Source organism: Clostridium sp. Cult3 (assembly GCF_021655115.1).
In the GTDB taxonomy this organism is placed as follows: Bacteria; Bacillota; Clostridia; order Tissierellales; family Tepidimicrobiaceae; genus PPXY01.
Window position 1 is genome coordinate 13458 of sequence record NZ_PPXY01000025.1, and the last position, 20307, is coordinate 33764.

The 20307-nt window shown below is 33.1% G+C and carries 23 protein-coding genes; 4 read left to right on the top strand and 19 right to left on the bottom strand.

All coding sequences use genetic code 11. The features are described 5' to 3' along the window. Positions 1-10 precede the first annotated feature (10 nt). Genes C3E88_RS06285 through C3E88_RS06305 form a run of 5 tightly spaced genes read right to left on the bottom strand, consistent with a single transcriptional unit; the run spans position 11 to position 5412 of the window. Positions 11-1597 (bottom strand): ABC transporter substrate-binding protein, encoded by a 1587-nt coding sequence (locus C3E88_RS06285; protein WP_236909316.1) that lies wholly within the window; start codon positions 1595-1597, stop codon positions 11-13. 19 nt (positions 1598-1616) lie between these two features. Then, positions 1617-2606: an ABC transporter ATP-binding protein gene (locus C3E88_RS06290; protein ID WP_236909317.1), complete on the bottom strand. Its 990-nt coding sequence runs from the start codon at positions 2604-2606 to the stop codon at positions 1617-1619. Continuing rightward, the gene (locus C3E88_RS06295) at positions 2607-3575 is read right to left on the bottom strand and encodes an ABC transporter ATP-binding protein (protein ID WP_236909318.1); all 969 of its coding nucleotides are present in this window, start codon (positions 3573-3575) and stop codon (positions 2607-2609) included. Between the two features lie 2 nt (positions 3576-3577). Then, the gene (locus tag C3E88_RS06300; protein WP_236909319.1) at positions 3578-4438 is read right to left on the bottom strand and encodes an ABC transporter permease; all 861 of its coding nucleotides are present in this window, start codon (positions 4436-4438) and stop codon (positions 3578-3580) included. An 11-nt stretch (positions 4439-4449) separates the two neighbouring features. Further along, on the bottom strand, positions 4450-5412 hold the full coding sequence (locus C3E88_RS06305) for an ABC transporter permease (protein WP_236909320.1): 963 nt from the start codon (positions 5410-5412) through the stop codon (positions 4450-4452). A gap of 228 nt (positions 5413-5640) precedes the next feature. Here C3E88_RS06305 and C3E88_RS06310 point away from each other — a divergent pair, with 228 nt between their 5' ends. Further along, positions 5641-6234 carry a TetR/AcrR family transcriptional regulator gene (locus tag C3E88_RS06310; protein ID WP_236909321.1) on the top strand — a complete coding sequence of 198 codons (594 nt, stop codon included), beginning with the start codon at positions 5641-5643 and terminating at the stop codon, positions 6232-6234. Positions 6235-6288: 54 nt separating this feature from the next. Here C3E88_RS06310 and C3E88_RS06315 read toward each other — a convergent pair whose 3' ends face one another. Together C3E88_RS06315 and C3E88_RS06320 are read right to left on the bottom strand one after the other, a co-directional pair. Continuing rightward, the gene (locus C3E88_RS06315; RefSeq protein WP_236909322.1) at positions 6289-8763 is read right to left on the bottom strand and encodes an ABC transporter substrate-binding protein; all 2475 of its coding nucleotides are present in this window, start codon (positions 8761-8763) and stop codon (positions 6289-6291) included. A gap of 162 nt (positions 8764-8925) precedes the next feature. Then, entirely contained in the window at positions 8926-9126 is a 201-nt protein-coding gene (locus C3E88_RS06320; RefSeq protein WP_236909323.1) for a hypothetical protein, read from the bottom strand. A 172-nt stretch (positions 9127-9298) separates the two neighbouring features. Between C3E88_RS06320 and C3E88_RS06325 the strand changes: the two genes are divergently transcribed. Next, positions 9299-10582 carry an RNA polymerase sigma factor gene (locus tag C3E88_RS06325; protein WP_236909324.1) on the top strand — a complete coding sequence of 428 codons (1284 nt, stop codon included), beginning with the start codon at positions 9299-9301 and terminating at the stop codon, positions 10580-10582. 46 nt (positions 10583-10628) lie between these two features. Here the strand turns inward: C3E88_RS06325 and C3E88_RS06330 are convergent, their stop codons facing one another. Together C3E88_RS06330 and C3E88_RS06335 are read right to left on the bottom strand one after the other, a co-directional pair. Continuing rightward, positions 10629-11108, bottom strand: coding sequence for a DUF6530 family protein (locus C3E88_RS06330; RefSeq protein WP_236909325.1), 480 nt, complete (start codon positions 11106-11108; stop codon positions 10629-10631). Between the two features lie 185 nt (positions 11109-11293). Then, positions 11294-12472, bottom strand: a complete 1179-nt coding sequence (locus C3E88_RS06335; protein ID WP_236909326.1) for a DUF2812 domain-containing protein — start codon at positions 12470-12472, stop codon at positions 11294-11296. Positions 12473-12626: 154 nt separating this feature from the next. Between C3E88_RS06335 and C3E88_RS06340 the strand changes: the two genes are divergently transcribed. Together C3E88_RS06340 and C3E88_RS06345 are read left to right on the top strand one after the other, a co-directional pair. Then, on the top strand, positions 12627-12794 hold the full coding sequence (locus C3E88_RS06340; RefSeq protein WP_236909327.1) for a hypothetical protein: 168 nt from the start codon (positions 12627-12629) through the stop codon (positions 12792-12794). A gap of 18 nt (positions 12795-12812) precedes the next feature. Then, on the top strand, positions 12813-13322 hold the full coding sequence (locus C3E88_RS06345) for a DUF1275 family protein (protein WP_236909328.1): 510 nt from the start codon (positions 12813-12815) through the stop codon (positions 13320-13322). Here the strand turns inward: C3E88_RS06345 and C3E88_RS06350 are convergent. The 10 genes from C3E88_RS06350 to C3E88_RS06390 form a co-directional block, all read right to left on the bottom strand. Continuing rightward, entirely contained in the window at positions 13312-13524 is a 213-nt protein-coding gene (locus C3E88_RS06350) for a YbgA family protein (RefSeq protein WP_236909329.1), read from the bottom strand. The genes C3E88_RS06345 and C3E88_RS06350 overlap by 11 nt on opposite strands. Before the next feature lie 151 nt (positions 13525-13675). Beyond that, a complete protein-coding gene (locus tag C3E88_RS06355) occupies positions 13676-13972 on the bottom strand; it encodes an ABC transporter substrate-binding protein (RefSeq protein ID WP_236909330.1) in 297 nt (98 codons plus the stop codon). Continuing rightward, entirely contained in the window at positions 13969-14736 is a 768-nt protein-coding gene (locus C3E88_RS06360) for an ABC transporter ATP-binding protein (protein ID WP_236909331.1), read from the bottom strand. Before C3E88_RS06360 ends, C3E88_RS06355 begins: the two co-directional genes overlap by 4 nt. A 6-nt stretch (positions 14737-14742) precedes the next feature. Continuing rightward, a complete protein-coding gene (locus C3E88_RS06365; RefSeq protein WP_236909332.1) occupies positions 14743-15591 on the bottom strand; it encodes an ABC transporter permease in 849 nt (282 codons plus the stop codon). Positions 15592-15701: 110 nt separating this feature from the next. Then, positions 15702-16874 (bottom strand): ABC transporter substrate-binding protein, encoded by a 1173-nt coding sequence (locus C3E88_RS06370; protein WP_236909333.1) that lies wholly within the window; start codon positions 16872-16874, stop codon positions 15702-15704. Positions 16875-17523: 649 nt separating this feature from the next. Further along, positions 17524-18066, bottom strand: coding sequence for a flavodoxin domain-containing protein (locus C3E88_RS06375; RefSeq protein ID WP_236909334.1), 543 nt, complete (start codon positions 18064-18066; stop codon positions 17524-17526). Positions 18067-18380: 314 nt separating this feature from the next. Beyond that, positions 18381-18809 (bottom strand): DUF523 domain-containing protein, encoded by a 429-nt coding sequence (locus C3E88_RS06380; RefSeq protein ID WP_236909335.1) that lies wholly within the window; start codon positions 18807-18809, stop codon positions 18381-18383. Positions 18810-19244: 435 nt separating this feature from the next. Further along, positions 19245-19442 carry a hypothetical protein gene (locus C3E88_RS06385; RefSeq protein WP_236909336.1) on the bottom strand — a complete coding sequence of 66 codons (198 nt, stop codon included), beginning with the start codon at positions 19440-19442 and terminating at the stop codon, positions 19245-19247. Next, complete coding sequence (locus C3E88_RS12495) at positions 19417-19608, bottom strand: RNA polymerase sigma factor (RefSeq protein ID WP_442870636.1); 192 nt, start codon at positions 19606-19608, stop codon at positions 19417-19419. Before C3E88_RS12495 ends, C3E88_RS06385 begins: the two co-directional genes overlap by 26 nt. Positions 19609-19915: 307 nt before the next feature. Further along, positions 19916-20307: hypothetical protein (locus C3E88_RS06390; RefSeq protein WP_236909337.1), on the bottom strand; the 392-nt coding region annotated here is incomplete at its 5' end.

The window sequence follows — 20307 nt, forward strand, 5'->3', positions numbered from 1 at the left end:
ATTTAATAAACTATTTTATATCGGTAAATGTATATTCTGACCAACCCCATTTACCTTCTCCATCTATTGGTAAATTGATAAATCTATCATTGTTTGCATCATAGCCAGCATATGCAACTATTGGTATATATGGTAGTTCTTCAGCTAATATTGCTTGAGCCTTTTTATAGTACTTAGCTCTTTCATCTTGGTTTCCAGTAGCAGCACCTTTTTCTAGCAACTCATCAAATTCCTTATTGCTATAGTCTCCATAATTACTATATTCACCTGTACCTAATCGTTTTTGAAGTGCAGCTGGGTCTGGTCCCATAAAACCACCTTGTAATTCAAGCATAAAATCCCTTTGAATATCTACTTTTTCAGACCAAGCATTGAATTCATGAACTTGTACTATTAATTCTATACCAGCTTGTGCCAAAGTAGCTTCCATCAACTTAGCGGCATCTGGATAGCCCCCATCTTCAAATACATCTATGGTAAGCCCTCTTATATAATATCCATCTGCATCCTTTGTATATCCTGCCTCTTCTAATATATTAATAGCTTCTTCAATATTAAATTTAGGAGCTGTTTGTTCGCTATTAGAAACCCATTCTATTAAAGAAGGATACATATTATATTCTGGCTTTTGTATTCCATCAAAGATCTTTTGGGATATTTCTTCTCTATCGATAGCAGTAGCAATAGCTCTTCTTACATTTACATCTTGTAATATTTCTTCATTTAAATTAAATATAATTCTCATTGGAGAAGGATATTCATTTAATGCAAGCCTAATATTCTCATTAGCTTCTAATTCTTTAACATTAGCTGCAGGAACGGAGTCTAACACATCAATATCTCCATTAAGCAATGCCTCAACTGCAGTTGCATCGTCAGGAATTATAGAGAATATTATCTTGTCCAATTTCGGTGCTCCTTCATGATAGTCTGGATTAGCAACTAAAGTGATACTTTCCCCTTGTTTGAAATCTTCAAACTTAAATGGTCCGGAACCTATAGGTTCTTTTGAAGCTGGATTGTCTTCCCAAGATTGTCCATTGTTAAATATATGCTCTGGTAAAATGAAAGTTCCATACCAGCCTAAGTCAGCAATAAAAGAAACATCTGGTCTATTCATATTAAACACTACAGTATACTCATCTGGTGTCTCAATTGAATCTACAATTGCTAATCTGGAACTCATATAATAACTTTCATTTTCCTTTATCGTATCGAAAGTATATTTTACATCCTTACTAGTTACCTTTTCTCCATCATGCCATTTTGCATCATCTCTTAAGTTGAAGGTAATAGTCTTACCATCTTCGCTTACATCCCAATCTGTAGCTAAATCAGGAATAATTTGCTTACTTGCATCCAATTTAACCAACCTATTGAAAATATTCTGTACAATAGGATAAGCATAATCATCTGGTATGGTATCTGGATTAAAAGTCATTGGATCTCCAGTAGCTCTCACTATCATTACTTTATCTCCTTCAGATTTACCACCTTTTCCATCTTCAGATGGAGCATTGTCTCCATTACCACATCCTGCTAATAAAGAGGCAATTAAAACAATTATTAAACTCATACAAAGTAACTTTCTTTTCATTTTTTACCCTCCTATCAAATTATTTTATCCTATCACAAACTACTAAATGACCTTCTCCAACATCCTGAGTAGTAGGATATTTGCTGAAACATTCTTCTGTCCTTCTAGGGCATCTTGGAGCAAAATAGCATCCAGGTCCTGGATTAATAGGTGTAGGGGGTTCCCCTTCAATACTTATTTTTTCCATTACCTCCTCTGGATCTATGGAAGCACAGTTTGAAATTAATGCTTGAGTATATGGATGCTTTGGGTTATTAATTATCTCATCACTATCCCCATACTCTACAACCCTACCTAAATACATAACAGCTACCTGGTCAGAAATATACCTAGTTAATGCTATATCATGACTAATAAATATTATAGCTGCATCTTTTTCTCTACTTAATTGTAAAAGCATATTGATAATATCTGATCGTACAGATACATCTAACATAGATACAGGTTCATCTGCTATTATGAATTTAGGATCTACTGACATAGCTCTTAATATAGATATACGTTGCAATTGTCCACCTGATAGCTCATGAGGGTATCTTTTCATAATATCCTCTGCAGGATGAAGCCCCCCAAACTCCAATGCTTCTAAACAAATCTTCCTCCTCTCTTCAACTGATTTACCTATGGAATGGATGTTTAAAGGCCTAGTTAATATCTGCTCTATAGTATCCCTTGGTGTAAAGGAATCGTAGGGATTTTGAAATATTATTTGTACCAATCTTCTAAAACTCTTAGCATCTTCCTTAATGAGTTCAGCAGCAGACACATTATCTATAAACACATCTCCATCTGTAGGTTCTTCTAATCTAACCAAAATTCTACCTAAGGTAGATTTCCCACATCCTGATTCACCAATGACCCCTAAGATCTCACCTTTCCCTAATTCCAAAGAAACACCATCAACAGCCTTTACCCATTGTTTCTCTTTTTTGTTCGATTTAAATCCAGATTTTACAGGATACCATTTAGATACATTGTCTATTTTTATATAGGGATTGTTTTTAGTCATTTATTTTCCACCTCCATATAGGTGACAACTTATAGTTCGTCCATCTTCTATATTGATATTATTTGGTTTCTTCTTATGGCATATATCAGTAGCATGAGAACATCTTGGTGCAAAAACACATCCTTCAATCCTCTTAGATAAATCCGGTAAAAAACCAGGTATTGCTTCTAGTTTTTCTCTCTCTCCTCTAAGTGATGGAAAAGATGCTAACAACCCTTTTGTATAGGGGTGAAATGGAGTCTTCAGTACATCTTTTACATATCCCATTTCCATCAGCTCTCCTGCATACATTATTGCTACCTTATTACAGGATGTTGCTACTACAGACATATCATGAGTGATCATAATCCTAGTCATATCCAGTTCTTTTTCCATTCTAGAAATCTCATCTAATATTTGCCCTTGAGTTACCACATCTAATGCAGTAGTAGATTCGTCCATTATCAAAAGTTTTGGATTGTGAATCAAACTTATTGCTATAGATACTCTCTGAAGCATACCTCCAGATAATTCATGAGGATACAAGTTGTACACCCGATTTGATAGATTGACCAAATCCAATAGATAAGCAAATCTATCCATTATTTCTTCTCTAGTCGCCTTTGGCTTGTGTACACGGTAAATATCTTCAACCTGAGTTCCTATCCTATGAACAGGGGATAATGAATTCATGGATTTTTGGAATATTACTGCTAATTCCTTCCACCTAATCTTCTTCATCTCTTCTTTAGACAATTTAGTCAAATCTCTTCCTAAAAAATTAGCCATACCTGAAATTTCAACTCCATCTTCAGGTAAAAGTTTTAACACTCCCATGGCTAAAGTGGATTTACCAGAACCAGATTCTCCTACAATACCTAAAGAATCCCCTTTATATATTTGAAAGCTAATATCTTTAACTGCATATACCTTCTTATGTTTATTCACATAAGTTACATTGAAGTTTTTTAAATTTAAAATAGATTCCATATTTATTCACCCCTCTGATTAATATGCTTAGGGTTAAGTGCATGATTCAATCCATCGCCTAGCAAATAAAATATAGTAACTGTAATGACTATAGCTAAACCTGCAAAAGTAGTTATCCACCATGCACTAGTAATATATGGTTTCCCTTCATATATCATATGTCCCCAACTAATTGTATTAGGATCACCTAGCCCCAAAAAACTAAGACTTGCTTCTGTCAATATAGCATTGGACATTCCTACAGTAGTATTGGCTATAACAGGAAATATCCCATTTGGAATAATATATTTAAATAATATTTGTCCCTTTGTCTCTCCCATAGCAGCTGCAGCCTTCACAAAAGTTCTTTCTCTTAATGACAAGGCTTGAGCTCTCATAAGCTTCGCATTAGATGGCCAAGTAGTAATCCCAATTACAATCATTACATTTGGTAGGCTGTTACCAAAAAGTGCAATTATAAGAAGAATTAAAAAGAAAGTAGGCAGCATCATAAATATATTTATTATTTCAGAAACGACTTGGTCTACTTTCCCACCAAAGAAACCTGCAGCTCCGCCAATTAAAATTCCTAATATCCCAGAAATTAAAGCAGAGATGATAGCTACCTTAAGGGAAGTCCTTGTCCCATATATGAGCATACTAAAAATATCTTGTCCCATTTTATTTGTTCCAATAATATGCCCATTTTCTCCCACTCCATTTAATATATCTGGCCCAAAATTATATGGATTTTCTGGTGCAATCCATGGCGCAAATATTACAATCAATAGCAGTAAAACAATTCCACAAGTCCCCAATCTAAGCTGCCTGCTATTTAAAAAAGCATGCTTAGCTTTATTCAGAAAATTACTTAGATTTGTCATGTTAGCCCTCCTTAGTATCTAATTCTAGGATCTAATATTGCATATATTATATCTACTATCATCATTACAACTGCAATTGAAATAGACATGATAAGATACATTCCCATCAAAGTAGGATAATCTCTTTGATTAATGGCTGTCAAAACCAATCTACCAGTGCCAGGCCAAGCAAATACAATTTCTATTAAAGCTACACCAGTTATCAAATATGCCAAAGATATTCCAAATATTGTAATAGTCGGTAAAATAGCATTTTTAAAAATATATTTATTAAATATCTTCTTCTCATCCATACCTGCGGCTCTTAAAGTTAGAATGAAATCTTCATTAGTTACTTGTAATACAGAAGATTTTGCTATTCTAAAATATAATGGAATCTCTACCAATATCAATGTTCCTACAGGAAGTATCATATGTTTCATAACATCTAAAACATAAGCTTTACCTGTATAGGATGCTCGTGGATCTGTCATACCATAGGTAGGAAGTATTTTTAGTTTAGAAGAAAAAATAATTATTAGCATCAACCCTAGCCAAAAAGAAGGCATAGAATTTAATATATAAGACAATCCTGAAAAAATAACATCTATAGCAGAACCTTCCCTTCTAGCTGCAATAATCCCCATAGCCGTGCCTATGATTAAAGACAGTACTGCAGCAGTCAAAACTAATAGAATAGTTGCGGGAAGTTTTTCTACAATCATTTTCGACACAGGCCTATTGTATATAATAGACGTGCCCAAATCCCCCTTCATAGCAGTCTTTAAATAATTTACATATTGAACAGGCAATGGTTTATCTAGTCCATATTTCTTTTCTAATGCAACTCTTAATTGTTGATCATCTGTTTCCTTTCCCATAAGAGTTCTAACCGGATCTCCAGGAGCTAAATTGATTATTATAAAATTTAGAGTAAAAGCTATAATAATAGTAAAAATTCCAGTTAGTACTCTTTTTCCTATATATTTGCCCATATCATCACTCCTACAAATAAAATTTATACCTTAAGTCATTACTTTAATGCGGTGCAGTGAACGCGTTCACATTCATGTTATTTAATTTAACATATTAGCACAGTACAGTGGCGATGTCAATAGATTTTTTATAATCTATATTTTCTAAAATTTTATCCTGTTCCTTTTCTTTACTATTAATTTACAATTTGATATAATGTATGGGCAAAATGACTGAGGGGGATAAATATGCCAAAACAAACATTTTTTAATCTACCCAATTCTAAAAAAGAAAAAATCATAGATGCAGCCTATGATATATTTATCGAGATGGATTATGAAGATGTAAATATTAGATCTATCACCAAAGCAGCAGATATTTCCATAGGTAGCTTCTATCAATACTTCTATGATAAAGATGATCTGTACCTGTATTTGATGAGTAATATAGAAAAGAAAATATATGCTAAAGAAAAGCAAAAAATTGGTTATTTTCTTATGGATAGCGACATAATTCCTATAGAAGAAATATGTACTCAAAAAGAAATCGATTTTAATCAAACCTGGTATAGAGCTCCAATAGAGGTAATGATGAAATTCTATTTTGGGGAATATAGCAAGGATTTGAACAGTAATATAGTAGATGAGCTAATAGAATTACAAGACTTGGGAAAATTGAAGGATTCTGTAGATATTGACTTCATTTTTTATATCTATGCTACATCCATGTTTAATATATTAATGTATTTTAGGGAAATGAATATAACCGATGAGAAACAAAAAATTGATATTAAAAGAAAATTCTATACAGATTGGTTTTTGAAAGGTATACTAAAAGAGTAAATGTATGGTAGCTAGTCAAAGATGCCTAATATGAATTAGGCATCCTCTTTTCTTCTATATATATTTTATTATATTATCGTATTTAAGCATAGCCAAAGGCGACAAGTTCACATTGTGTACATCAGTTTTAGTACATACTGCATTTTGGGGATGGAGTATAGGAACATTGGGAGCATCCTCGGATATTATCCTCTGAATCTCCATATATATTTCCTCCCTTTTCTTAGGATTTGCCATCTGGGTTGCCTTTTCAACTAGTTCTACTACTTCTTGATTCTCATAGGCGCTTAGATTAGTCTGATTTCCTGGCATAAACAGTGGTTTTATAAAAGATGAAGGGTCAAGGGTATCTGCATACCAGCCTGAAAAATACATATCATAACCCTCCTGTAGTTCATCAGCCCTTGAAAGCTTGTCCCTTGATACTTTTTCATATCTACAGGTAATCCCTATAGCCTTTAGATCCTCTTCTACTAGTTTTAATATAGGATGGGGATTTTCTCCTGAAAGAAATACTAGTGGCCTAGTTAAATCCACTCCTTCTTCCCTTATTATCCTTTTGGCCTTTTCAGGATTGTATCCATAGCCTGCCACATGGTGACAAGGTATTAGACCAGAAGGTATTATACATTTGGCCTCTACTGCAAGGCCGCCAAATATTTCATCTATTATTCGCTTCTTATCTATAGCATAATTTATAGCTTGTCTCATGGGCTTCTGGATATATGGAGAGCTGGTGTTTTTTAGCTTAAACCCTACATAAAAAGTACCTACCAAATCTACAAAACTAATATCCTTGCCTAATTCATGCCCTTTAATGGTTTCATACTCCTTCTTGTCCTGTATAATATAGAAATCATACTTACCATTTATGAAATTGTCCAACCCATCCTTATCACCAGCCTTTACCTCTACCACATCACAGTAGGCTTTCCCCCCTAGGAAATTGTCATAGGCCAGTAGTCGATATTCATCATCCTCATGACTATCCAATATATAAGGGCCACATCCTACGAAATTTCCTTTTTTAAGCTCCTCTGCATCCATTACAGCACAGCATCCATGGGATAATTGCAAAAGAAATCCGCTAAAGGGTGCCTCCAACTTGATAGATAATCTATAATCATCTAATACCTCAATCCCCTTAACTTCCCTCTCCTTACCTTCCATGAACTCCTTTGCCCCTTCTATATAGTCGATAAACCAGGTATTGGGTGAGTCTAATTCCGGTGATAGTAGTCGCTCTAGGGAATATTTTACATCATCAGCTGTAATCTTCTTCCCATTGTGGAAGGTGGCATCCTTTCTTAGATTAAACACCCAGGTAAGATTATCATCTTCTACATACCAATTTTTAGCTATAGAGGGAAGCACATCTCCTGTATCGCTAATAGTCAGTAGTCCTGAGTGAATATTGTTTAAAAACCTCAAGCTTTCCATTACATTGTTCATAGCTGGGTCTAAGGTTTGAATTGGTGACGAAAGGGCTAGATTTATAACCGTAGGTTCCTTTTCTCCGACAATTTCTTGTTGGTCTATTAGTTTTCTAGTCATCCCATCTAAAAGCTTGGTTACTTGATTTAGTTCTTTCAATGTAGCCATTGTAAACTGGGTATTCATCAGGGCGCTTTCTACCATAGACATAGCCTTTTCAGAGGAATGTTCCATCTGATCTGTCGAAAGGACTATAGTTTCAAGGCTAGTGGTCTGAACGGAAATAGCTTCTGTTATCTCGTTGATTATCTGGATCATATCTTTGATAGCAGTTTCAATTTCTTCAAAGGCCCTTTGGGACTCCTCTGCAACTGATGAACCTTCATTAATCTTAGCATTACTGTCTTCAATAGCATCTACAGTAGTATTTACATTGACCTGAATATCCTTGATGATATCCGATATATGATCTGCTGATTCAGCACTTCTATCGGCTAGTTTTTTCACCTCATTAGCTACTACAGCAAAACCTCTACCAGCATCTCCTGCTCTAGCTGCCTCTATATTTGCATTTAGGGCTAGTAGATTGGTTTGTTTGGCAATACCCCTTATGATATTCAATATATCCTCTATCTGACCAACACTAGTCCTTAAACCGTTTATCTGATCCATTACATTGGACATGGATTTGTTTATTTCCTTCATGGATTCAATAGTATTGTTAACGGCATTACTCCCTTTATCTACTACAGTTAAGGTTTCATTTGCCGTTCTATAGGAATCGCTAGAGCTAGCATGGAGTTCTTCTGCCATAGCCGAATAATGGCCTATTTCATCTACTACCGAATATATTTGTTTTACCTGTTCTTCAACCCTGTTGGCTATGGAATCTATGGCGTTGATTAAATTTTCCGTCTGATTAGTAGAATCTTCTATTTTCATCTCTAGATTATGTAATAAGTTCTCTTCATTTTGCTTAATTAAATGGAGTTGAGATTGAGAAATAAGATCCTCCTCAGATACCATGGCCTTGTCTATAGATCCTTTTAGTTTTTCTTCCGATGGCTTTGACTTTCTCTTAAATATGTCAAACATTCTATCCCCCCTTTACATAATATTAGTTACAGTATAGTTTAAAAATATCACTATTTCAATACTTTTATCGAATATTGATAATTTTTAGAAAATAGAATAGGGAGACCTATTCAGTATTATGAAATAACCATACAAACTATACTTGGCAAAATAGCGATAAAATTATTTAATGATGGAATCGTTTAATTTTGATATTAACTCAACTAAATCCAATTCATATTGATCAGCAAAACCTTCCAGAGAATCAAATAGATGGTGGCACATGATACACTTACCGGCTATATGGTCATACTGGGCAAAAATCTTTTCTGTCTCTGGATAGTCTGCTACAATGTCTAATATATTCATATCCTTGGTAAACATTCAATTCACTCCTTTGTATTATCCTCATTTCACCATACTTACCCGTATAATAACATATTCAATATTTAAAGTACAAATGTATGCTATAATATTTTAAAAATGAACCTTTCATCATTTTTTTACGTCTATAAGGGTGAGGTCGACTTCAACGTAAAGAATGGGAGGTGACGATATGGATAATGATGAGTTTGCTCTACTATTAAGCAGCTGTAAAGATTCCATTGAACGCTTTATTTATTATAAAATGCCAAATAAATATGATGCTGAGGATGTATTACAGGAAGTATTGATTACTGGATACAGATCCCTTGATAAATTAAAATCTAAGGAAAAATTTAAATCCTGGATGCTGTCTATTGCAGCTAATAAATGTAATGATTATTATAGAAACAGGCTTAAAGTACTAGAAATACCAGTAGATAATATCTACTATTATGAAAAATCCTATAGCAGAGCTGGAATAACAGTCAAAGACGCAGTAGATGATACCCTAGAAAACCTTCGTGATCAAGATAAAAAGATATTGACTATGCATTATATCAAGGGTATGGATCAAAAAAGCATTGCTTCCATGCTCAATATTCCAGTTGGTACAGTAAAGAGTAGACTATATACGGCTAGGCAAAACTTCAAGGAAATATATCCATATCCACCGGATATGAAAGGGGAATGTATAATGAAAAACTCAAGTTTTCCACAGATTATGCCAGAGATTACTATAACTAAATCTAATTTGGAAGAATTTGAAATCAAATGTGAACAGGATATAGGATGGTTTATCATTCCACGCTTAGGTGAAGAGTCAAGCTTTGCTACCTATGACTTCGATAACTATCCTATAATGAAAAAAACTAGTGAAACCACTATAAAGGTCCTAGGAGAGGCCACCATCCATGGAGTAGAATGTGTAGAAATAGAAGAACAAGAAGTTGGAATAGATGGAAGCACATATGGATTTACAATGTTTGAACGCCTTACAGATACACATTTACAAACAGTAGCAGCCATATATTATTCTAATGGAGTTAAGAAGATATCCACCTTTTTAGATGACGATTTCCTCAGTTTTTGGGGATTTGGAGAAAACAATTGTGGTGAAGAACTACTTCAGAAAAGAAAAGGTACTATTGAATGTAATGAAAAAGGAGAACTCTCTAAAGAGCATATAGATACTCATAATTCCGACATAGTCGGTAGATATCTAGTTAAGATCGGCACCAAAGAATATGATACCATAAGACAGATCTACTTCAACAGCCACAATGAACTAGTAGAGAATTATATAAATACCCAAGGTAAGGTAGTGCTTTTTAGGCGATTTAATAGATTTGATTGGCGATATAAAAAAGGCTACGACCAGCTTTGGACAGATATGTTTCCATATTCCGATAGAATTATTCTAAATGGGGATATATATGTTCACTGGTACAATTGTTTGCCAGTCTATGTTATATAGGCGTAATATGATTTAGGGGAGATCTGCAGTCTCCCCTATATATAATTTAATACCCCATTTCCTTTAATAGGCGAGATAATGTACGAAGTCGTTCTCCAATTATTTCTCCATCATCACTAAGTACTTGGGAAAACAATTTAATATCCCCATCGATCATAGGATTGTCCTCGCAAACTGACACACTCATGGCATCCCCTTGCAAACCAATACGATCAATCATCGGATTATCAGGATCATATAATTTCGGATGTCTATAGGCCTCCTGAAAGTATAAAGTAGTTCTGCATATCAAAATAGCAAGATCAAGAACACGATGCATAGGCAACTCTTCCGATTGACGAGACCATTTTTCTCCTGTATAGCGCCATACCTTCGCCGAAATATCTAAGTTGCCTCTATCATTCCACTGGGCAAGGCCTAGGGATAGTCCCTTGGCATCAGAATTGTAAGCCTTTCTGCCATCAACATTTTCATAGTTTTCAGAAACAATAACTGGCTTATGTTTCAAATTAGTTGGTATTTTCATTTTTTTACCTCCAAAATTATTTACTAGTTTAGTAAACTACTAAATTACTAATTTAGTATAGCTTAATTTATCCATCCTGTCAACTTGGAAGTTAAGATTACTATATGCCCTTTTCTCCTTCTATAATAAAAAAACTAGTCTATAGACTAGTTTTTTGTTCCCAATACCAGCAATAAGCTAGTAAGTTAGTGCCGGGGACCAATATTTATTTCAATATTTTTCATCAACTCTTCTAAAGAAACCCTTCCATCATGATAATTTATAAATGTAACTTCCTTTCCCTTTCTATACAACAAAACAATTGAATCCTTTTTCTCTACTCCATAGCAACTAAAGTCCTGTTCCCTTTTAATTTCTCGGAGTTCTGATGTATATCTATCATTTTCCCTTGATAAGATATCCTGTTCCAAACCCCTTGCGATAAAATCAAATCTTGTATGATAATAATCCACTATTAATTGGGGTTTGTATTTTGTTGGCTTTTGATTCTCATCATACAATATTACTGTCTGTATTAGACTAATATCCTCTGGTATCAAAATATTCCAACCCTTATAGATGATATTTCCATAGTCAAAATCATCATCTTTAATAAAAGTCCCACTCCTATCGGGGCGATAATCCATCCTTTCAATATCAGCAATGGTGACCATTGGCAAACTTTCCAAATTCTCAATTTCACCAATATCTATTTTTTTGCTTTGGTATGCCTTGTAGAATAAAAGTATTATCACAATAAATAAAACAACTTTCCGTATTATAAATCTTCTTTTCATCAAAGAATAATCCCCTTGATGTCTTAAAAATTCTCCAGAATCCAATATCTTCTCGACTTTTCCTAATTCCCACTTTTCCCTATTAGATCGGAAAAAAGAAATTAAAGCAAGAGTTAGAAACATTAACACCGAACTTATACTCGTTAAAGAAAGATAAAAGCCACCGGCTAAGTTTATTTTCCCATATATAATTGCTATAGTAAGTAAAATAAGGATAATATTAATGAGCTTACCACCTAATAATTCATCTTTTGCAGCACTTAATGCTAACCTTTGTTTTTCTGGATTTTCGTACAATTCCTTTAAGTTAGAACCCTTCTGTGAACAAAAGATTAAAAATTTATCCCTTCCTCCAACAAAATTCCAGCCTTCTTGTTTATGTTTTTCAATTACTGTTTCTTTTTCATTTTGCTTAACTATGTCAATTCTATAGTTTAAAAATTGAGGTTCTCCCTTTCTAAAATAGGCAAAAAATGTGCCTATTTTTTGTAAGTGAAGTCCCCTCTTAGACATCTCAGAAAAATATTCCTCATATTCTTGAATATAAAACAAATCCCCAACAAGAATTTTTCGAATTATTTCACTCACTTGGCTCCCACCTCTACTTGCTTATGTATTTTTTTATTGAATGCTTTAAAATAATATATATTTCTATAATACCATATTGAGATCCTACTAGACATGTTAACCTAAACTATATAAGATATAGTTATGAATACTACATATGAAAGGATAATAACTAATGCTTAAAAAATCAAATATAAAAATAATAACACCAATTAATATAGTAGGGTTCATTCTTACGCTAGTAGCCGGATGGGTTGATACAATTGGATTAGAGCTTTTGTTGGATGAAAGGTCTTCCTTCATGTCAGGAAGAGGAGCTACTCTAGGCTACTGGGCCTTTTAAGGAGATCTAAAAACTTTCATGAAAGTAGCCATAGTCGTAGTAGCCTTTATCATAGGAGCTTATGTTTCTACTAAAATAACCAAAAAATCAGGATTGACTGGAGGATTGTTATTTACCGGTATACTGATTATCATAGCTGCCTTTCACACCTGTTGGAATTGTATAACTATAGCTGCTATTATTCTTCCAATGGCTATGGGCAGTCAAAATGCCGCTACAAGTCTAACACCTATCAATCGTACCACCCATTTGACTGGTCCAGCTACTGATATTGGCATCAACATGGCTACTGGCAATTGGAATAAGGTTATATTTTGGATCTTACGTTGGATTGGTTTTCCCTTAGGGGCAATTATTGGATTCCATCTAGTACATATGGTTAACCATCAAGAAATAAACACATATACCACTTTGTTTTGTCCAGCTGCCATCATTATTTTAACCGGCATTGTCCAAAAATTAACCATCGATATTCCTCTATTAGATGTAGAAAAACCAGTGGAAGAACCGTCCCACCTTATTCATTAAAATAATAGGAATTCAACAGATAGGACTCATCATATTTTACAGCCATTTTCCACAGATTGTTTTTAATTGCCCTAAGAGATATTTTCCCTTCTTTGTACTTCTCTATATTACTAAAAAAACGCTCCTTTTCCCTGTCTGATGCAATATCCTTAAAATATCCCCAAATATGCAATGCAGTGTTTAGAGAATCTCCCCTATTCATTTTTTTATTATACCATAACACGCCAGTTGATACCCTTATAAACTTTCATTTGTCCTTTGCTCCAATTAGCATAATGTGGGTCTTCATGGCAATCTTCATGAGAATATAAAAAGTGGAACAGGGAGAACAATCCCACTATCGCAGAAATAACTTAGTAAGTTAGTGCCGGGGGTGGATATTTTTGAACAAAATTATGAATATCCGTAGTAGCTTGTACCAGTGCTTGAACTACTTGCGGATAATTTTCTATTAGATCATTATGAACATTCATAGTACAACATGGGAAATCAACCCATTTTCCACCTGGTAGTTCATCTAGAGTTGCAATAATTTTCCCAACCCCTTGGGCTTCAGCATTTTGAGGGTAAGGAACAGGGCCTGCCCATAATTCAACTTGCCCAGAGCTTAGTAATGGAATTAGGTTGCTTAATCCCTTAGCATAGTTCATTCAATCTTATTCAATTCCTCTAATGCATTTAATAATCGTTGATTTAATTCGGCATATCTTGGATTTGCTCTATCTCTTATCCTTGGAATGTCCACATTGATATCTACTTCAATAGTCCCCTTATTTTTGCTCATTAGAATTATCCTGTCTGCTAAATATACTGCTTCATCAACACTGTGAGTTATAAAGACAATAGTTTTTTTATGCTTTTCCCAGATTCTTAGCAGTTCTTTTTGCAACTGTATTCTTGTATAAGCATCTAAGGCACCAAAGGGCTCGTCCATTAACAATACATCTGGATTATTAGCAAGTGATCTTGCTATTGCAACCCTTTGCTGCATACCTCCAGAAAGCTCATATGGTTTTGAAGTCCTAAATTTGGTTAAGCCTATTATCTCTAAATATTCATTAACCGTTTCCTTCTGCTTTTCTTTTGACATGTTTTGAAATTTTAAACCTAAAGCAATATTTTCTTCAACATTCAGCCAAGGCATAAGCGAATAGTTTTGGAATACCATACCAATATCTTTGGTTGGTTTCTTTAATATCTGATCTCTATAATAAATTTCTCCTTCAGTTGGCAATTCCAAACCTGCCAAAATTCTTAACAAAGTAGATTTTCCACATCCAGAAGGTCCTACTATACAAAGAAACTCATTTTCTTTAATTTCCAAATTCAGATTCTTTATTACTGTCAGTTCATTTTTACTATTTTCATTATAAGCTTTTCCAATATTATTAAGTTTAAAAACTATATTATTCATCTCACATCACCTTACTAGCCTTTGCCATGAAAAATACTTGCTAGATATACGACTAAATATCCAGTCAAATAGCGCACCAATAACTCCAATGCATATTATTCCTGCTACTATCAAATCCATTCTGGTAAGCTCATATGCATGGGATATCAAGTAACCAAGACCACTCATACTCCCTGGAAGCATCTCTGCAGCGACTAAACAGCTCCAGGACGCTGTTAGTCCAGATTTTAACCCATTTACAATATTAGGTCCTGCACCAGGCAATAATACATGGAAAAATATATCTCTTTTTGAGGCACCTAAAACTTGTGCACTTTCCACTAATACTTCTTGAACATTACTAACTCCAAACATCGTATTTCCCCAAATAGGAAAAAAGGCACTTAAAAATATTAAAAATATCATTGATAATTTAAAGTTATCCATAATTGCATAAGTTGGTCCATAGTCTAAGTTAAATACCGTAGCAATACTCATTACTCCAAACCATCCTAACACCAGCGGTCTCCATGCAATTGCTGGTACTGGTTGAAATAAACTTATAAAGAGATTTAATGCACCCTTAACTCTTCTAGAATATCCCATTAGTAATCCCAATGGTAATCCAGCAATAATTGCTAAAACATATCCAATAAAAACTCTAACCAAGCTATATAGAATATTCTTTGGAATGCTCCCTATGCCTATTACATCCTCATTAATATTTATAAAATGTTTAGCAACTGTAGTTACTTGAGGAAGAACGGCATTATTGCCAATTTTTTTAGCAAATATTTCCCAAAACATTATAAATAAAACAGGAATAATGACTGGTGAAATGAAAGAAATCACTCTTTTTGCTTTATTTTTTATCATATTAATCAACCTCAACTATATAAAGACTTTGTTCTCTTTTATGTTCATCTATATTACAATCAAAATATTTGGACTAATGTCCAAATATTTTGATTCCTTAAATTTATGGTCTATTTTCCAGATATATTTTCTCTAAAAGAAAAGTCAAATACCCTATCTTTAATCTCATCAAAATCTTTTCCTAAAAATTCACCTGAAAATTTACCCATCTCAGTCATAGCTTCGTAATAGATACGCATACCATTTTTAAAATTTTCACTTATTGCTGTAGAGTATGTTGTATCATTATTTTTTAATATTTCTACATCAAGGCCTACAAACCCAGCCAGAATATCTGCTGTCTTTTCTCTCTCATTTTGAGCAAAATTATGAATATCTGTTGTAATTTCAATTAATGCTTGTACTACTTCTGGATGATTCTTTATTAGGTCATTGTGAACATTAACAGTACAGCATGGAAAGTCCACCCATTTCCCTCCAGGTAATTCATCTAGAGTTGCAATAATTTTCCCAACCCCTTGAGCTTCAGCATTTTGAGGATAAGGGATAGGACCTGCCCATAACTCAACTTGTCCAGAGCTTAGGGAAGGTATTAAATTATTTAAACCTTTTAAGTCTATCATTATTACATCTGCTTCAAAATCAGATGTATCCTCAGCTACCTTTAGACCAGCTTCTTTCAATGCATATTCTAATACAATCCTTGGACTACTTACGGCAGAATGATAACCAGCTAGTATTGGTTTCTCTGCATTTTTTGCATATTCAATTAATTCTTCAAAAGTATCATACTCAGCATTAACATCTGCAACTATAGATACTCCCCCACTTTGAATAGGACATAGTATACTACAATCTAAGCCTTGGTCAATACCAGTCATAAAAGCTGTGCTGGAGCTGTAAGCAACATCCAAGTGTCCTTGAGACATTAAAGTTACATTTTCAGAGCCGCTTCCTCCAAGAACAAAGTTTACAATTGCAATAACCTCTCCATCCTTAACCATTTCCAGTTTGCTATCGCTTATAGGTCTTAAGTGTACAGGGTTATTTTCAAATAGCTCTGGTTTCTCAAAAGCCATGTGTGGATTTGCAGTATGTAAATCTTTTCCCCAAGCAACACTTATTTCAGGAATTTCCCCACTGGAATTTTCAACTTCATTTTCTTCAGTTTCTTTGGCTACTTCAGCATTATCGCCATCTTTTGAGACCTCTTTAGTAGTACAGCCTACAAATGTACCAACTATAAGCACAGCTACTAAAAACAGTAAAAAAGTTCTTTTCATATAAGTTCTCCTTTCAATTTATAATTTCATCTTTAGAAGATGAGCCCACGCTGATTAAACTACCTACACCCTTTAATATATAAGATAACTTAATTTTGTATGTCTTTTGCACCGATAAAAATTATATCACCTTGAAGGTCCCTTTTCCAATTATAAATACTTATGGTTGGATATTTGTTATAAATTAACCTTATAATTATAGGTTGGAACAAAAAATAAAATAGCATGGAAGGAAAATCACCCATGCTATTTTCATTTATTGAGTAAATTTCATAATTCAAAATCATTGCTTTTACTAAATTTTTTCTCAAAACAAAAAGCTTTCCACCCCATTAATGCCGAATATATTTAGTAACAGCAAAATCAACAAAATTAGATTCTTATGGGGCTGCTAAACCAAAGAAAGACATTGTTGATGATGGAACTAATCCTAACTGGGGAATGAAAAGAGATCCTAATGGCAATAACATACGATGGTTTGGTTGGAAGCTCCATATATAATGCGATTCCAAATCCATTGAAAAGTAATCAATATAAATTTTTCTTTTATCTGTTTTGCTCAATTTTACCTTTACAAATTTGTGTTCATACATAATAACTTATCCCTTTTATAATGTGAATTTGTATTATGATTTATTTAATTATAACTTTAACTTTTTTCTATTAAAAATGTAATTAAAGGTTTTATAGTGGTTCTATCCGTAAAATCAATTTTTCCACCATATGTAGCCAACAATTCTTTATCCTCATTAGATAATTCACTAGCATCTTTTTTAGAAAGCATAATTTTAAGCATTGCCATCATAGATTTATGTATAATTCCTAATTTTTTATAATCGATTCCACCTCTTAAATGGAAAAATTTAATACTCTCTCTCATTTCTTCTGATGGAAAGTTTTTTTCTATAACATTAGTAAAGATTTCTTTATTTTCAGGATCAGCTAGTCCTACTGTGAAAACTATTATGCTTTTATCTTTTATGAGATTATAGTTTTTCGTTATAATAGACACCCCGGCAATTCCGCTTGCATATAGGCCCCCGCCATAGATAATAGTATCATACTCTATTAATTTATTAATATCCACCTGGGAACACTCATATAAATCTGCTTTTGCATCATCAGCTATCCAATGAGCATATTTTTTAGTACTACCATATTTGGATTTATACACAACAGCTATTTTATCCATTTATTCTACCTCCTACCTTTGCAGGTTAAAGAATATATTCTCCAGTATATAATCCATCTTGTATGTTAAACAAATCCACAGGAGAAACAATCATCTGATTAACCTCTTTAACAATATTACTGCTTTAATGATATATTATTAAATCTTTTTTACTTTAAGCTCTTAAAACCTCTATGTCATATCCACCTAGATCGGTGACAAAATACATCTACATTTTCTTATATAATCTAATCCCTCAATTTGCAAAAATAAACTATGATACATAATATAAATAATGTACTCACTTTCTAAACCCATTGCCAGTGTTGTATAAATTAGAGCAATGATTCTATTTCCGACTCACCTATAACCCTTATTCCAATTTCAATCAATAATTCTGCAGTTATGCCGTTACCATCTGTTAATCTGCCAGAAAATGTCCCATCATATATTTTCCCATATCCGCAGGAAGGGCTTCTTTCTTTTAAGATGGCTAGTTTGCAGCCATAGAATTTGGCAAGCTTTAAGACCTCCTTAGCTCCTCTTTTATAATTTTCAGTTACATTTTCTCCATTTTTTGTGATTACTTTATTTCCTATTATCTCTGCTGGATCTCGTGGTGTTGCTAATCCGCCAAATATTTCAGGACATACGGGAACCATATGGTATTTATCCTTTAAAGAATGTATCTTTTCTATGAACTTACTTTCTCCATCATATCTACAATTTACTCCTAATAAACAGGCACTGATTAAAATATTCATATTTTTGCCTCCTCTCTAAATAGTATACATTTTCCTATTTCAATAATATTTACTCAATTCCATAATAGCAATAATAACAAGCAGTAGAATAGTTATAGAAATATTTAATTCCCTATTCTGCTTAACTACAGTAACAATCCAACATATAGCCAATATAAATATTGTAAATAAGCTGCTTTATTCTTAATCATCATAAGCCTTTCATCTTTTTCCAATTACTTTTCCTTTTCTTTTAACTTTTCTCCTCTTCAATTTATCTTCCATTTTCATCCCCTCATAAATGAAAATGTCTTCTATACTCATTCCAAAATAACGGACTATTTTAAATGTCAGAAGGATAGATTCATATCATTAGATCTCCTCCGTGTGTTAAGTTGCCTTTACATCCTCCCCCAAAAGACCAAAACCTATTCTTTTAGGTTTTTGGCCTTCTCATTATCTCAATTTAATATTTCTCTTTATATTCGGATATTCTATATATCTTTGTCCTTCTATATATAATTTTCCAGGGATTAAATATTCTTCAAAATTTTCTTCATCCATTTCATATCTTTCAAATTCTTCTTTGCTTAACCTTATTTTTTGTTTGTAGATGAAATGATAAAATTCATCTATTTTTAAATATATATTCATTAATCAATATGCTAATATACCAAGTTTCAAAATAATTTAGATTTTTTAACATATGTATATTCTCATATAGCTTTATTAAGGTATCTTGGAATACATCTTTTATATCTTCATGATTATATAAATAAGACCAGGAAATTTTATATAATTTGCCCTTCTTCTCATCTATTCATTGTACTAAGAATACTAATTCTCCCTTTTTTAATTTATTCATAAGCCTCTTATTTATTTAATTAAAAACCTTCATTTCTTCCTCCCTCTGTTAATTAGAATTGAAGATATATATTATAGGCATGTAGACACAGTATATAGAGTTTGTTTTATGTTTATGAAAACAAGTCCGCAGTTGAGGATGCAGTTAAGAATACATTGATTTAGAAAAATAAGAAGGATGCATTAAACCATATAAAACCAGATGATGAACAGAAAAAAAGGATGATCAACAATAAATCCATCTTTTCTAACTTCAAAAGATATTAGAAGTATCTTGTTATCAGTCTGGGCAACCTTACCTTGATAACGATACACCTTGTATTCTTTACCCTTGATTTAGTTCTAGTATCCTTTCGATTGACAGTATCATCAATTGCGAGAAAACCAATATCATCGGAGCATAGTTCATTATTTAATAGTTCTTTTATATAGGCTAAACGATTATTGTTAAATAATTCATCATCCCAGGGTGAATTACTTAACAATCGCGATATACAGCTTTTATATTTAGCCTTAACAATATTTTCTGCAATCTTTGAAATGGATACATTATCACCAATATTGATAATGCCTTCTATTATTGTAGCAAGATGATTAAATTGTGGTTTATTCATTCCATAATTTACATCTTCTAAAAAATTGATTATTTCTTCAT